Genomic DNA, 14,167 nt, shown 5'->3' on the forward strand with positions numbered 1-14,167 from the left:
TGTGCTGATTTGTGTGTTGGCGATCCTGTGTGGAGTTGTGTTGCCGGCGCAAGCTTCGACGAGTGTTGTCACGCATGCCATGGGGCAGACCCGGGTTGTCTCCGATGTTAACCGTGTGATCACTTTATTTCAGGGCGCCACCGACTCCGCGGTTGCCTTGGGTATTCGTCCGGTGGGTGTAGTTGATTCATGGGCCGAAACACCGACTTATGATTATTTGCGTGAAGCGCTGCAAGGTGTGCAGCATCTTGGCCTGGAAACGCAACCTAACCTGGAAAAAATTGTCGCTCTCAAGCCGGATCTGATCATCGGCGCACGAAGCCGACATGAAAAAATCTATCCGCAGCTACAGCAGATTGCACCTACCGTATTGACCGACAACGTGTATGATTTTCAGCGTACATTAGCGCTAACCGGCCTAGCCACCGGGCGTGAAGCCATGGCGCAGGCGTTGTGGCAGCAGTGGCAACACAATGTAACTGTATTTCGCCAGCAGCTGGCGTCCCGCTATTCTGACTGGCCGCTGACCGCATCCGTGTTAGATATTCGCGCTGATCACCTGCGTTTGTATTTGCGCGACAGTTTTGCCGGTCAGGTATTGAGTAGTATCGGCTTTCGCTTGCCGGCGGTGCCAAATGCGAGCTGGGGAATCAAAATTAAAAGCAAAGAAACGCTGCCAAGTGCTGACGCGGATGTGTTTTTTGTTATCAAGGATTCAGAACAACCAGTGGTGGTGCGCAACTATGATGCCTGGCGCACCCATCCCATCTGGAAAGTGCTTAAAGCACCGAGAATGAATCAGGTATATGAGGTCAATAAGGTTAGCTGGCTGCTGTCCGGCGGTATTCTTGGGGCCAACCTGATGCTGGATCAACTGAGTACCATCTATCCTCCGCTGCTCACCCCAAGTACGCAATGATGTTAATATCCGTTTCTTCTCCTTCGGCTCGGCTGAGTCTGTTCGTTATTTCGCTGGTGGTACTCTGCGGTGCCGTTTTTGCAAGTCTGGTGTTTGGTCAATATCCGGTGACGGTGCAACAAGTGTGGCCTGCTTTTTGGCATCCTGAACCGACATCCATCGAACATGTGGTGATTAATACCATTCGCTGGTCACGCACTATTATTGCGATTGTGGTCGGCGCTGCGTTGGCGATTGCCGGCGTATTGATGCAGACACTGACCCGCAATCCGCTTGCCTCTCCGGCAATATTCGGCGTTAACGCCGGAGCGGTATTTTTTATCGTGTTATGCAGCCAGGTGTTCGCATTCAGCGACATGTCGATGCTGTTCTGGGTGGCTCTTTTTGCGCGCGGGCGTAGCCGGTGGACTGGTATATGCGTTAGGCAATCTGGGCCGCGATGCTCAGTCTCCGGTACGCTTAGTATTGGCAGGCGCGGCGATCTCTGCACTGTTTATGGCCTTCACTCAAGGGTTACTGGTGATCGGCCAGGACGGGGTCGACAGCGTATTATTCTGGGTTGCCGGTTCTGTTTCAGGACGTGAATTAGGGGACATTATGCCGGTGATGCCTTATCTGCTCGCAACAATGCTCGCGGCAGTGCTGCTGGCACCGCACATCAATATTCTGCTCTCTGGTGACGATATTGCCACGGGGCTAGGTCAGAATACCTGGCTGCTTAAGGTAGCGTTAAGCCTGCTTATCGTTGCGTTGGCTGGGATATCTGTTGCCATGGCAGGCAACATCGGATTTATTGGTTTGATCGTACCGCATATGGCGCGGTCGCTGGTGGGCAATGATCACAAATGGCTACTGCCGCTTAGTGCCATTTGGGGGGCGACGCTGCTTTTGCTGGCCGATGTGATCACCCGGATAATTCTGCCACCGGAGGAAATTCCGATTGGTGTGATGACTGCCTTAATCGGCGCGCCTTTCTTTATTTTCCTGGCCCGAAAAGGAAACCGCAATGCCTGAGCCATTGATATACCGGGGCCGTTTAGGGTCGTTTAGTCTACCATCCACTGCATTGAGAGCGGTTGTTGGTCTGATGTTGCTTACCCTGGGTATTGCTGTAATTTCGTTGTCCTCGGGCAGTGAATGGATAAATCCTTGGCAACTGATGTCAGGTTCTCTGAACGGGGAACTGAGCACAATGGTGGAAACACTGCGGCTGCCGCGTATCGTGATGGGGATGTTGGTTGGTGCGGGGCTGGGGTGTTCTGGGCTGATTTTGCAGTCTGTGATCCGCAATCCATTGGCATCACCGGATGTGGTCGGAATGACCAGCGGCGCTTGTGCGGCTGCGGTGGGGTTTCTGGCCTTTTTCCAGATGAGCTATGGTATTGGGTGGCTGCCGCTCTTTGCGCTTGGCGGTGCTTTTTTTGCCTCGGGCGCGGTGTATTTGCTGGCCTGGCGACAGGGTGTTACGCCGATGCGGATGATTTTAGTCGGTATTGGTGTTTCTGCAGCGATGGGAGCCGTGACGACCCTGTTGATTGCGATCAGCCCGTCCTCCGGTAGCCTGTCTGCTTATATCTGGCTGACCGGCAGTATTTATGGTGCAAATTGGCACGATGTACAGTCGTTGCTGCCCTGGTTGATGGTCGGGTTCCCACTGGCGCTCTGCTTTTCCCGCCAAATTAATGCTCAGGAGTTGGGGGATCCGGTTGCCACCGGGCTCGGTATCTCGGTGCAAAAGCTGCGTCTCATGCTGGTGATGTTAAGTATTCTTCTTGCCGCACCGGTGGTGGCCTATGCCGGAGCGATTGGGTTCGTCGGCTTGATCGCACCGCATATTGCCCGTCAACTGGTGACGCGCAGTTTTGCGCTCTTGCTCCCGGTGACGGCGATGGTCGGAGCATGTCTGGTAATGTCCGCCGATTTAGCGGCGCGGGTCTTGTTTGTGCCGCTTGATCTGCCGGCCGGGGTATTTGTTTCTGCTATCGGTGCTCCTTTCTTTATCTATTTGCTGTTTAGGCAGCGGACTTAATTCACTATTTGTTATGGAGCAGAAAGGATGACCATTCCAAAGCGCAGTCCACTGCAAACGTCCGGTCTGGTTCTGGGGTATCAGAACACCACCATTATTTCATCGCTCGATCTGTCGATTGAGCCGAATCAGATTACCGTGCTGGTTGGCGGCAACGGTTGTGGCAAATCGACCCTGCTCAAATCGCTCGCCCGCCTGCTGCTGCCTAAATCCGGTGACATCTGGCTGGAGCAACAAAAATTGCATCAAATGCCGGGTAAACAGGTGGCAAAAAAACTGGCGATTTTACCGCAGGGGCCGGCGGCTCCCGAGGGATTGACCGTCCTACAGCTGGTGCGACAGGGGCGTTATCCGCATCAAAACTGGTTGCAGAGCTGGAGCGAGCAGGATGAGCGTCTGGTGATGCAGTCGCTCCGAGATACCAATATGCTGGAACTTGCTGACCGGGCGGTTGAAACCCTGTCCGGCGGCCAGCGCCAGCGGGCCTGGATTGCAATGGCGCTGGCTCAGGATACCGATATATTGTTACTGGATGAACCGACCACTTATCTGGATCTGACCTATCAAATCGAGATTCTTGATTTACTGTTTGAATTAAACCGGACTCGCCACACCACGATAGTCATGGTTTTGCACGACTTGAATCTGGCCTGTCGCTATGCGCATCAGATGATTGCGGTGAAACAGGGCAAGATCTATCGTCAAGGGCCACCGGAAGACATTCTGGATGAAGAGATGGTACAAGCCGTGTTTGATATGCAGTGTTACTTAACCCAGGATCCGCTGTTTGGCACGCCGATGTGTGTGCCGCGCGGTAAAGGGCGTCTGCTCAAATGTCCGTCATGACCGAGACGGTCAGTTTAACCGACCTGCAATGGGCTAAGTTAACCGGGTTCGGATTAAAACCTGCGGCCGAACAGGATCAGCAGTATGCGTTGGACAGCGTGTTGTTACTGGATGATGAGCAATGTCTGGCGACACTAAACGCCATCATGCCAGAGCTTGGCGCCCCTGAACTTAAAGTCACTGCATCGCTGGTAATTAAGCGCAGCGCGTTTTTACTGCTGGCGCCGACGCTGTATGCCATGTCTGTATTTGATAAGGGACTGGACGCCTCAATCGACAACTGCGTATTTGAATATCAGTTGCACAACCGGTTATGGCGTTCAGGTATGCCACTGAAACAGACTCAGGCGGTCCCTTGCCAGCATGATCGCAGTGCCTGGCGCGAGCTGATTCTGAGCGGTGCTTTTGCCGGACATTTAACCCCATTGATTGAACAGTTGCAGCGCCTGAGCGGGGTTTCACCGCGAATACTGTGGGAAAATGTTGCGGTGCGGGTGTTTAGTATTTATGAGCGGCGCATTCTTCCGGCTCTGGATTCTGAGCGCCGGCGGCAGGCAGAAGGCGATCTGGCTTACCTGTTGGATGAGAGCACGAGATCAGTGTTTGATCTGGATGAAAATCCGTTAACCCGTTTTTATCGCACCAAACGCCATTGGCAAGCACACTCTGAACCGGTCAGAATGCGCAGAACCTGTTGCTACTATTATCAGGCCACCGAGCCTCCTGAGTTCTGCTCCAATTGCCCGCTATTGCTTAAACGCAAGTAGCTCATAAAAAAGAGCATGGCCTTGGCCATGCTCTCGTTGCTTAAAAGTTCAGGGCATAAGCCAGAGTGACGGTTCTGCCGCGACCTTTGAAATAGAAGTCATCATTTTTATAGGCACTTTGCGAGTAATAGGTAAAGTAGTCTTCATCAAACAGGTTCGCGACCGACATGGTGACTTTACCGACTGGCAGGGCATAGCCGAGTGAAGCATCAACCAGGGTATAGCCTTCAAATTCCAGTTCATCATCATCGAAACTGCGGTCAAAAGCGTGGTTGGCCTGCAGCATTGACGATACGGTGTCGTTCCAGTGCGCGGTCCAGGCGACGCGCAGTCTGTTGGGCGGAATATCTGCCCCGGTCAGTTTGGTGTCAACCGAACCGTCACCATCGGTATCAGATTTCCCCTGAATATAGGAGTATCCGGCATCAACAGTGTGCTCAGGGTTGATCCTGACCGCGAGGAATGTTTCCAGGCCATGAATCTCCTTCTTCTCGCGTTTGACTGTGTACAAACCATTATTTTCTTCAATTCGGCTGCCCAGATCAGAATTGGACTCGTAGTAGCTGATTTCAAAATCAAACGATTCTTTATTGACACGCAAGCCACCTTCGTAGTTGTCAGTGACGATTGGTGACAGATCAATCAAGTCATCGACGTTTTGATCGGGTGTGTTGACGCCGCGCAGCACCCGGCCGACATCCGGCATCCCGAATCCTTGTGAATAGTTGGCAAATACACTGACATCAGGTGTCAGGTCGAATACGGCACCGGCATTGTAAACCGTATCGCTGAATTTCGGGGTGCCGCCGTTCACACTGACTCCGTTACGAGCAGCGACGGTTGTGTAATCAGCGACATCCAGTTCTGCCTTTTCATAGCGCGCTCCGGCCTGGATGGTCAGGCGTTCAATCGGGCTCAGTTCCAATTGTACAAACGGCGCATAGTTTTTATAGGTGGTTTCCGGAACGTAGCTGCGATTAGTCAGGATCAGTTTCTGGCTGGTGGTGTCTCTGAGCAAGTCGAGGCCTGTGGTCACTTTGAGGGTATCGTCCAGCAGGCCGCCTTTCGAAAGCAGCAGTTTGGCGCCGATTTTTTCGGACTCGTTTTGCGACTGATCGTAAATGGTTTCAGCTGTGCTCGGATCCTGAAAGCTGGATGAAGTGGTGGCACCGTAACGACCAGTGAAGTCCTGATAAAAGGTCTGCACATTGAGTTTCATGCCGGCTAAATCACGGTCAGTGTAGACCAGATTGACGGTATTGACCTGATTATAAGGGGCTTTACCAACCGGAGTGGCTTTCACCGACGAGGTTGCTACTCCATTGTCCCGGTCTCCGCTGACGCCCATGAAGTTCTTCTGGCCTTTCAGTTGATAGCGGTTGAAAGAGAACTGGATATCCCGTTCATCATCGATCCAGTAGCCGAACTTGGCAAAGGCATCGTAGCTTTGTGAGTCCATGATATCGCCGCGTACCGTGGCTGCACCGACATAATCGCCGTTGCCGTCCAGATAAACTCCCTGGGTTTCGCCGCTCAGGCCGATAAGGTAATCAAACTGCTCCGTGGCACCCTGAGCCTGATAATTCAGTTTATACGACGTGGTATCGCTGCTGATATTCTCCGTTGCCGAAGTGGCCTGAATACTGACATGTTGTTTGAGTGGTTGGGCGCTGCTGTTGGATTTGGTAATAAAGTTAATGATGCCGCCGGTGGCGCCCAAGCCATGAATCGCACTGGCACCGTGAATCACTTCAATCCGTTCGACCATTGACAGATCAATGGTATGTGCCGAGCGGCTGCCCTCACGTAACGGGTTCGACTGTGGGACACCATCGATCATATACAGCACTGAGCGCCCGCGAAAGGTCTGGCTGCTGTTATTCAGTTTTTGGGTATTAGGAGAGTATCCCGGCAGCAAATTGGACAGAACCTGAGAACTGTCGGTAGTGATGGTCAGCTGCTGCTCGATCTGCTCACGTGAAATCACGGTCACGACTTGTGGGCTTTTAGATTTGATCGAATCAGTCCGGCTGGAGGCGATCACGACCATATCGGCTTCTTCGCTCTCTGAGGCAAGAACGGGTAAGACATGCAGACTGCAGACAAAAGGGGCAAGTAATAATAGGTTTTTCGATGACAGTGAGTGTGCCATGGGGACTCTCCTTGTAAATTTAGATGCAAATACTAATGCAAACGATAATTAATTTCATCAATAAACCATAAAAGATTTTTATGTTATCTGATCGTTAGAATGATGCGCTTCAATGATTGACACGCTGAGGGGCAGAAGAAAGGCATCTTTAAACGATTTTTTTGAGGCGAAACCGTTATGTCATGCGCAGTCTGGAATGTGCTGGCCTGCTATTCAGATTGTAGTGCACGGCTAAGCTCGGCCAGAATATGTTCGGTCAGCGGATGCGGCTTTGCCGCAGAAAGTGCGCAGATGTCAGCACAAATCGGCTCCTGCAGCGGTACAAACCGCACATGTGGCCAGCTGAGGCTGGCATAGCTGGCGGGAACAATTGAGAGCAGGCCACGGGTCGAAATGACCGCCAGCAGGGTATTGGGCTCGACCACCTGCTGCAGAATCTTCAGGTCAAACCCGGCATTCAGGCAGTGCTGACGAATCCATTGGGTCGCGGCCGAGTTTTCCTGTTTGAGCATAACGAACTGCTGATGATGCAGCTGCCTGAGGGAGAGATTAGGTTGGTTAGCCAGCGAGTGGCCGGCCGGGATGGCGACCACCATCTGCTCGTTATACAAGGTGTGGGTTGTCAGTGGCGCGGTGTTAATACTGTCGGCGTAACGCACCAGGCCGATATCGAGCCGGTGTTGCTGCAGGGCCTGTTTTTGTTTTTCCGGCGGCAGTTCCAGCAGATTTAACGTGACCTGCGGATAAGCCTGTTGCAGTCGGTGCAGGGCATCGCCAAAACCCGCCCAGAAAATCGAACTCATCAGGCCGATGTTGACGGTCTGCTTTTCCTGGCGACCGTACTGCATAACCCGGTTAAGAGAGCTGTCCAGGATATCGAAGATGCGTTCGCACTCCAGTTGCATCTGCTGGCCGGCACGGGTCAGCCTCACGTTGCGCGTATCGCGCTCAAACAAAGTCACGTTCAGTATGTTTTCCAGCTCTTTGATCTGCGCGCTGAGCGGGGATTTGGTGATATTAAGTTGTTGCGCTGCCTGACTGAACTGCTGGCACTGCGCGACCTGGTAGAAGTAACGCAACATTTTCAAGGTAATACGGGGATCGAGCTCGGTCATAAGGTGCCTGATTGTGCTGGGAAAGAGCATAATTGTGCCAAATTTTGAGATTTTGTCAGTACGGTTATTGGGGTAAAGTGAACCAAACAACACAATGAGGTGATGATCATGTCCTGTGATCCGGTAAACCAAGCACTGGAAACCATTTACGCACACAAAGCAGACTTTAAACCACAAGCCGCGTTTATTCTCGGCTCTGGCCTGGGCGTCATTGCCGATGAGCTGGAAGATAAAGTGGTGATTCCTTACGAGCAGTTGGCCGGCTTTCCGGTCAGTACGGTCGAGGGCCACTCCGGTGAACTGGTGATGGGGACTCTGTTTGGTATTGAAGTAGTGTGCATGAAAGGGCGTGGCCATTATTACGAACATCAAAGCATGAAAGTGATGACCAATCCGGTCCGCACGTTTAAACGCCTTGGCTGTGAATTTATGCTGGTGACTAACGCGGCGGGTTCACTGCGTCCGGAACGGATTGATGTAGGTTCGCTGGTGGTGTTTAACGATCATATTAACACCATGCCGGAATCACCAATGACCGGTCCGAATGATGACGCGTACGGCCCGCGTTTCTTCAGCCTGGCGAATGCCTACGATAAGACGCTGCGTGATGAAGCTCTGAAAGTGGCCCAGGATCAGAACATCCACCTCAATGAAGGTGTGTTTGTCTCTTATACCGGACCCAATTTTGAGACTGCTGCGGAGATCCGCATGATGCAAATCATCGGCGGTGATGTGGTCGGCATGTCTGTGGTGCCGGAAGTGATTTCAGCCGCCCACTGCGGCCTGCCGGTTCTGGCAGTGTGTGCGATTACTAACATGGCAGAGGGCCTGGGTGATGTCGAACTGTCGCACGAACAGACACTGCGCTGCGCCAAACTGGCGGAGAAAGATTTTATCCACTTGATCAAATCCTTTATCCGCAACCATTTTGCAGTGGCCTGAGTTTATCGCCGGTTAGGCGATTAACAAGGGACGCGCGTGCGTCCCTTTTCTCTATATGGTGTCTTGTCTGGGAATAGGATGGTACAAGCACAGCTACATGGTGTTGTGTTGTAAAAACGAGACCGCTTGATCTGGGAAATCGGTGAACACACCATCCACTTTGACCTGATTGATAAACACATCAAGCATGTCATTAAAGTCGGTCGCATAAGGCGCGATACGTCCCGGATCAGCACGAAAAGTGTAAGGGTGCACCACCAGGCCTGCTTGTTTAGCGTGATTCATCAGTGGTTTGATCATCAGATGATCACGGGTTGATTTCTCATCAACCAGCATAGGTTTCCAGGGGCCGATGCCATCTGCATACTGCGCGACTTTCTCCATACCGTCTGCGGCAAACATCCAGTCATAGTCGTACGGCTTAGCTTGCCCGTTCTGATACACCATGGTTTCGTTCCAGTCGGTATAGGCCATGAGCTGAACCAGGTTGAGATCCATGTTCATTTGCGGCAGTAATTCATCATTGATGCGTTTCAGCTCGTTGGCATCGAAGCATTGTAGATAGATTTTGTCGTCCTTACTGTCATAGCCGTATTGCTTAAGCGTCGTTAACACTGCTTTAGAAATATCTTTCCCCTCATGGCGATGAAACCAGGGCGCTTTGATTTCAGGGTAAATTCCGATGTTGTAGCCCAGGCTCTTATTGAGACCCTGGATCAGCTCAATCTCTTCAGCCAGTGTCGGTACACGAAAATCCGACTGCCACATCGGAAAGCGCTGCGGGAATCCGGCGACTTTATTCCCTTGCTCATCCAGCTTGAATCCTTCGGTAACCCGCAGCGTTTTGATTTCCGCCAGAGTAAAGTCGATAGCGTAATAACGGCCATCGTTGCGCGCCCGGTCCGGGAAGCGCTCAGCAACGTCGGTGACCCGGTCAAGATAGTGGTCGTGCAGTACGACAAGTTGATCATCTTTGGTCATGACCACGTCTTGTTCAATGTAATCCGGCTTCATCGCATAGGCCATTGCTTTGGCTGGTAAGGTGTGTTCCGGCAGGTATCCGGACGCACCACGGTGGGCAATGACCAGCGGGTTGGCAAACGCAGCGCTGCTGCAAGCCAGGGCAAGCAGAGACAAACTGATGGTTTTAAACATAAATAACTTCCTATAAGCCAATAAACCTCAGGGGGCCGGTTGTTGAATAACCGACCCGGTCAGGAGAATACTCCAACATAAGTCGGTTGAAAGATGATGACACTCTGCTGAGGATGAGCAGAGTGTCACAGCTGAATTGGTATTCAGAAACTAAACCGTAGCGTTGGTGGTCTGCAGCGCCTGTTTTTGTTTATGGTGCGCACCGATAAAAAAAACCGAGGGCAAAGTTGCACTTCACCCTCGGTTAGAATATCAGCTGAGCGTGGTTAAATTAGCTCTGGCCTCCACGCATTGTGTATTGGTAGTCGACATCAACCAGTGCACGATATTGGATCTGACCTTCTTTCGGTGCAAACGGCTCGACTTTTACTTCTGCATCAGTCACTTTTAAACTTTCTGTCGCAATTTGGGCGTCAAAGATATTCAGCTCCTGAGCCAGTTTTTCGGCCGGTAACTGATTGAGTTGGTCAACCAGCTTAAAACCTGCATCATACGCCTGCTGCTGTGACTGATATGCATCAGTAGCGATGGTGGTTTCTTTTTCTGCCGTATTCACTGCTGCGAAAGCGCCAGCGCTCAGGGACATAGTTGTTAAGATCACAAGTGCTTTCTTCATAACTTTTCTCCTCATCTTTGTGCGACATGCACAGTTGCATATTAGCTATGCATGTAGGTGTGCATGTTAATAGCATGTCAGGCTCAGTCAGGAGCGCGATAGCATTTTGTGAACAAATTTTACATATCTCTGGTCGTGCTGGATTTGCTGACAGTGTGATTTTTTTGACCAAATATTGAATCAGCCATGAGTGTATGCTGATGTTTGGTTGCGCTGAAGATGGAATCTAACCCAATAAGATACCAATTATTCAATCAATAATGATGTAGGAATTTGGAAAGCACACAACATTATAAGAATATCGTACGGTATATTGCTTTTGGAATATGATTTTTTATGAGAAAACCTCGCTTCTTTTACGGGATGATGTATGAAATCCTGAATTTTCCCGGTTTTCCCATAGTTAAGGTATGATCATGAAAAATCGAAATTTTCGCCTCGTAACCTGCGCAGCACTGCTGTATGGTTCTGCATTTTCATTTCAGGTAAATGCTCACGGTTGGGTTGAGTTTCCAAGTGCCCGCCAAAATACCTGTTATGAGGATGGGGGGTTTTGGAACAATACGATTCCTAATGCCGCCTGTCAGGCAGCGTTTGACCAATCGGGCACTTATCCGTTTGTACAACGTAATGAGCTATCCGCCAACGTAGTTAACTATCAGGACATCAATGCGGTTAAACAACTTGTCACGGATGGTTCACTGTGTGCGGCAGGTGATAGTGCTAAGTCCGGCCTGGATGTTCCTTCTCCCCATTGGCAAAAAACGGCTGTTACTTTGGATGCAAACAATCAGATTGAGCTAGTTTTTCATGCTACAGCTGCGCATAACCCATCGTTCTGGGAGTTCTACCTGACCAAGCCGGACTACAACTCCTCTGCGTCGTTAACCTGGGACGATCTGCAGTTAATCGATACCGCAGGTAATACGACTGTCTCTGCTGATGGCAAATACCATCTCAATGTCACTTTCCCGACTGACCGCAGCGGCGATGCGATTCTTTATACCCGTTGGCAGCGCCAAGACCCGGCAGGGGAAGGCTTTTACAACTGCAGCGATATCACTTTTTAGTACACAGGGCAGTTCAACCTCTCCGGATCAGCCGGATGTATCGACGCCGGCCGCAGATATGACGGCACTTGGCTATTTTGTACCGCAGGGTTTTGGACCGGTGGAGTCCGGAGATACCGTCAGGCTGCGTACCTTTGATGTAAATGGTAACGAGCAGGCAGATATCCGTTTGGCGATTAAGGCGAACAACAGTTCAACCTGGGCCGCAGAGCTGGCCGGGCAGTTTAATCAGCTACAAGGTAATAACTGGTTTATTGGTATCTGGTCTGAAGAGATGGAGCACTACATGTTTGATACCAGTAACATCTATGCCAACCAGGTGTTTGCCCCCAATGCCTCTTACAGCTATCAGTTGTCTCTGATTAAAGAAGGCAGTGTACCCGCCGAGCAGGCCGACAATGCCTGGGATAGCGCTACCGTGTATACCGCAGGTGATGTCGTGATTCACGATGGTCGCGAGTGGACCGCGCAGTGGTGGACTCAGGGTGAGCAGCCGGGCACCACAGGCCAGTGGGGCGTGTGGCGCTAATCACATCAGGCGATTGATCTTAGGGGGCATTAGCCCCCTTTATCGCTTCTGACGTATATCTATGGGATGACCGTTTGGTGAGAGTATCCTTACTAGTGAAAGCAAGGTAGACTCCAGGTTTGGTCGATCTCGCGCAGTGATTATGCGTTGATATTAAAGCAAGGCACGTGACTTATGCTGGAAAAAGAAAATCTGATTAAACTGGCACGAATGCAAATGCCATTTGGCAAATACGCTGGCCGTGCACTCATCGATCTACCGGAAGAGTACCTGCTGTGGTTCGATAAGAAAGGCTGGCCGAGCGGTGAACTAGGCGATTTGCTCAAGCTGTGTTTAGCTCTCAAAATTGAGGGGTTAGACAGTGTGGTTAAACCTTTGAAACGGATGTAACTCCTCAGGGTGATACTAAGTCAGCTAATAGATTTTATCTTAGGCATGTCAGAACGTTATCTTGTTATATGCCTCCTCAGCACACCTTTGGACATTTCCGAGTTACGATGGGACGGAATCAGCCAAACTTTCAGATAACTTATTGTATTTCAAACATGCCAAATAACTACAAAGTAGTGGCCAGTTTTGCTAAACCACTACACGTTGACCATTCTACGTTTAACTGAGACCACAACCAGTTACAACTGTTCACTCTGACACCGCTATGGCGTATTGTGGGGGTACCTAACTTGCAATGAGGTTCAGGTGGATGTCGGGCAGTTTGGTCTGGGAAGTTACGAATATGGTGACAAATACATAAGCTTTAAGCATTGTAATCAATGCGGTTGTGTCACGCACTACACCGCAACTGAAGCGTGGGATAGTGGTTGTCTGGCGGTGAACTATCGTATGTTTGATCCCAGAGAGGCGGCGGACATCGATGTCCGCAACTTAGATGGCGCTGACAGCTGGACGTTTTAGGATTAATACCCGTTCACTATCAGCAATACTCCAGGATCCACTGCTTAAATAGAGTTTGCGCTTTGGTCTCAGTTTGACTTTGGAGTTTTGTTAGCCAGTACGATCCGCTGTCGAGAAAGATATCGAAGGGTTGGATGAGCTTCTCTTCCATGAGTGTCTTTTCAAACATAACGGGAGGCGCTAATGCAATTCCGAATCCCTGAATTGTGGCTTCAATCATCGAAATAGATGAATCAAAGGTGATGCTGTTGAGTCTGGACTTAGGTAGCGGTATATGAGCTTGTTGAAACCACAACGCCCACTCCTCAGGATTATATGAACGCAGCAAGGTGTAGCCCAGAATGTCCTGCGGTTTCTCTAAGTGATGGCCGATCGTTTTGTTGCAAAGCACGGTTAAAGGGGCAGGAAACAAATGCTCTGCTTCGGTCGCATGCCATCTGCCTTTGCCATAACGAATAAAGAAGTCCAGCCCTTCGGACACGGGATCCGCCACGTTGTTGTTGGTCGAGATTCTGACATCGATATAGGGAAAACGTTCATTGAAGTCTTTGATTCTTGGGAGCAACCAGTTCAGAGCGAAGGTACCCACAGCACCAACACTGACCACTTCTCGGTGAATTCCTTGTTCAAGCATCTCTAGCGTATCGGTCATACTGTCAAACGCATTTTTAACCACCGGCAATAACATCATTCCTTCATCGGTCAGCGCTAATCCCCGCGGAAGACGATAAAACAGCGCTACCCCCAGTTGCTGCTCCAACATCTTAACTTGCTGACTGATCGCCGCCTGCGTGACACAGAGCTCGATAGCGGCTTTGGTGAAGTTCAAATGCTTAGCAGAGATAAGAAATGCCCTCAGGGCATTCAACGGCAGATGTGTGATATTCATGATTAGATCTTAGTTAAACTTATGGCTGAGTTCAGTTTTAACACATTGTTCTCTGATACGTCTATCCTTACGATTGGCGTGTTTTTAGAGTGATACATATTAAAAACCAATAAGTAATAGTTATAAATGGAGAGATTCACTTCAATGTGTGTGAGAAGACTAACCATCAATGCAGTATCTCTAGCTATGTTGTTTGCGCCTGCCGTTAACGCGGCTGGCGTGGGAG

13 protein-coding genes and 2 pseudogenes are annotated in these 14,167 nt (G+C 50.5%); 10 read left to right on the top strand and 5 right to left on the bottom strand.

Annotation, left to right across the window (positions count from 1 at the left end; all coding sequences use genetic code 11):
• Window positions 1-40 precede the first annotated feature (40 nt).
• The 6 genes and pseudogenes from KNV97_RS05360 to KNV97_RS05385 all read left to right on the top strand — a co-directional run bounded on the left by KNV97_RS05360 (window position 41) and on the right by KNV97_RS05385 (window position 4,561).
• Complete coding sequence (locus KNV97_RS05360; protein ID WP_206208428.1) at window positions 41-919, top strand: ABC transporter substrate-binding protein; 879 nt, start codon at window positions 41-43, stop codon at window positions 917-919.
• Window positions 919-1,284, top strand: a pseudogene (locus tag KNV97_RS22190) (iron chelate uptake ABC transporter family permease subunit); the annotation flags it as partial. The gene KNV97_RS05360 and the pseudogene KNV97_RS22190, both read left to right, overlap by 1 nt.
• A gap of 19 nt (window positions 1,285-1,303) precedes the next feature.
• Window positions 1,304-1,933, top strand: coding sequence for a FecCD family ABC transporter permease (locus tag KNV97_RS05370; RefSeq protein WP_256611535.1), 630 nt, complete (start codon window positions 1,304-1,306; stop codon window positions 1,931-1,933).
• Window positions 1,934-2,006: 73 nt separating this feature from the next.
• A complete protein-coding gene (locus KNV97_RS05375) occupies window positions 2,007-2,948 on the top strand; it encodes a FecCD family ABC transporter permease (RefSeq protein WP_206208429.1) in 942 nt (313 codons plus the stop codon).
• A gap of 27 nt (window positions 2,949-2,975) precedes the next feature.
• Complete coding sequence (locus tag KNV97_RS05380) at window positions 2,976-3,794, top strand: ABC transporter ATP-binding protein (protein WP_218561717.1); 819 nt, start codon at window positions 2,976-2,978, stop codon at window positions 3,792-3,794.
• On the top strand, window positions 3,782-4,561 hold the full coding sequence (locus KNV97_RS05385; RefSeq protein ID WP_218562136.1) for an IucA/IucC family C-terminal-domain containing protein: 780 nt from the start codon (window positions 3,782-3,784) through the stop codon (window positions 4,559-4,561). The genes KNV97_RS05380 and KNV97_RS05385 overlap by 13 nt, the downstream gene beginning before the upstream one ends.
• A gap of 40 nt (window positions 4,562-4,601) precedes the next feature.
• Here KNV97_RS05385 and KNV97_RS05390 read toward each other — a convergent pair whose 3' ends face one another.
• Both KNV97_RS05390 and KNV97_RS05395 read right to left on the bottom strand, forming a co-directional pair.
• Window positions 4,602-6,713, bottom strand: coding sequence for a TonB-dependent receptor (locus KNV97_RS05390; RefSeq protein ID WP_218561718.1), 2,112 nt, complete (start codon window positions 6,711-6,713; stop codon window positions 4,602-4,604).
• Window positions 6,714-6,922: 209 nt separating this feature from the next.
• Complete coding sequence (locus KNV97_RS05395) at window positions 6,923-7,828, bottom strand: LysR substrate-binding domain-containing protein (protein ID WP_240798209.1); 906 nt, start codon at window positions 7,826-7,828, stop codon at window positions 6,923-6,925.
• 108 nt (window positions 7,829-7,936) lie between these two features.
• Here KNV97_RS05395 and xapA point away from each other — a divergent pair, with 108 nt between their 5' ends.
• Window positions 7,937-8,770: a xanthosine phosphorylase gene (gene xapA, locus KNV97_RS05400; protein ID WP_136487124.1), complete on the top strand. Its 834-nt coding sequence runs from the start codon at window positions 7,937-7,939 to the stop codon at window positions 8,768-8,770.
• A 93-nt stretch (window positions 8,771-8,863) separates the two neighbouring features.
• Here xapA and glpQ read toward each other — a convergent pair whose 3' ends face one another.
• A complete protein-coding gene (glpQ, locus tag KNV97_RS05405; protein WP_218561719.1) occupies window positions 8,864-9,925 on the bottom strand; it encodes a glycerophosphodiester phosphodiesterase in 1,062 nt (353 codons plus the stop codon).
• Window positions 9,926-10,196: 271 nt separating this feature from the next.
• Entirely contained in the window at window positions 10,197-10,541 is a 345-nt protein-coding gene (locus KNV97_RS05410) for a DUF3316 domain-containing protein (RefSeq protein WP_136487127.1), read from the bottom strand.
• 416 nt (window positions 10,542-10,957) lie between these two features.
• On the opposite strand from KNV97_RS05410, the pseudogene KNV97_RS05415 reads away from it, so the two are divergent.
• From KNV97_RS05415 to KNV97_RS05425, 3 genes and pseudogenes are all read left to right on the top strand, one after another.
• Window positions 10,958-12,140, top strand: a pseudogene (locus KNV97_RS05415) (lytic polysaccharide monooxygenase).
• A gap of 174 nt (window positions 12,141-12,314) precedes the next feature.
• Window positions 12,315-12,530, top strand: coding sequence for a DUF3820 family protein (locus KNV97_RS05420; protein WP_136487129.1), 216 nt, complete (start codon window positions 12,315-12,317; stop codon window positions 12,528-12,530).
• A 306-nt stretch (window positions 12,531-12,836) separates the two neighbouring features.
• Window positions 12,837-13,052: a hypothetical protein gene (locus KNV97_RS05425; protein WP_218561720.1), complete on the top strand. Its 216-nt coding sequence runs from the start codon at window positions 12,837-12,839 to the stop codon at window positions 13,050-13,052.
• A gap of 19 nt (window positions 13,053-13,071) precedes the next feature.
• On the opposite strand, the gene KNV97_RS05430 is transcribed toward KNV97_RS05425, so the two are convergent.
• Window positions 13,072-13,941, bottom strand: a complete 870-nt coding sequence (locus KNV97_RS05430; RefSeq protein ID WP_136487130.1) for a LysR family transcriptional regulator — start codon at window positions 13,939-13,941, stop codon at window positions 13,072-13,074.
• Window positions 13,942-14,167: the final 226 nt, after the last annotated feature.

Source organism: Vibrio ostreae, from assembly GCF_019226825.1.
In the GTDB taxonomy this organism is placed as follows: Bacteria; Pseudomonadota; Gammaproteobacteria; order Enterobacterales; family Vibrionaceae; genus Vibrio; species Vibrio ostreae.

Excerpts from the sequence above, each read along its gene's own strand:
- KNV97_RS05375 (WP_206208429.1), top strand. The coding sequence starts at position 2,007 with ATGTTGCTTACCCTGGGTATTGCTGTAATTTCGTTGTCCTCGGGCAGT.
- KNV97_RS05380 (WP_218561717.1), top strand. The coding sequence starts at position 2,976 with ATGACCATTCCAAAGCGCAGTCCACTGCAAACGTCCGGTCTGGTTCTG.
- KNV97_RS05385 (WP_218562136.1), top strand. The coding sequence starts at position 3,782 with ATGTCCGTCATGACCGAGACGGTCAGTTTAACCGACCTGCAATGGGCT.
- KNV97_RS05390 (WP_218561718.1), bottom strand. The coding sequence starts at position 6,713 with ATGGCACACTCACTGTCATCGAAAAACCTATTATTACTTGCCCCTTTT.
- KNV97_RS05395 (WP_240798209.1), bottom strand. The coding sequence starts at position 7,828 with ATGACCGAGCTCGATCCCCGTATTACCTTGAAAATGTTGCGTTACTTC.
- xapA (WP_136487124.1), top strand. The coding sequence starts at position 7,937 with ATGTCCTGTGATCCGGTAAACCAAGCACTGGAAACCATTTACGCACAC.
- glpQ (WP_218561719.1), bottom strand. The coding sequence starts at position 9,925 with ATGTTTAAAACCATCAGTTTGTCTCTGCTTGCCCTGGCTTGCAGCAGC.
- KNV97_RS05410 (WP_136487127.1), bottom strand. The coding sequence starts at position 10,541 with ATGAAGAAAGCACTTGTGATCTTAACAACTATGTCCCTGAGCGCTGGC.
- KNV97_RS05420 (WP_136487129.1), top strand. The coding sequence starts at position 12,315 with ATGCTGGAAAAAGAAAATCTGATTAAACTGGCACGAATGCAAATGCCA.
- KNV97_RS05430 (WP_136487130.1), bottom strand. The coding sequence starts at position 13,941 with ATGAATATCACACATCTGCCGTTGAATGCCCTGAGGGCATTTCTTATC.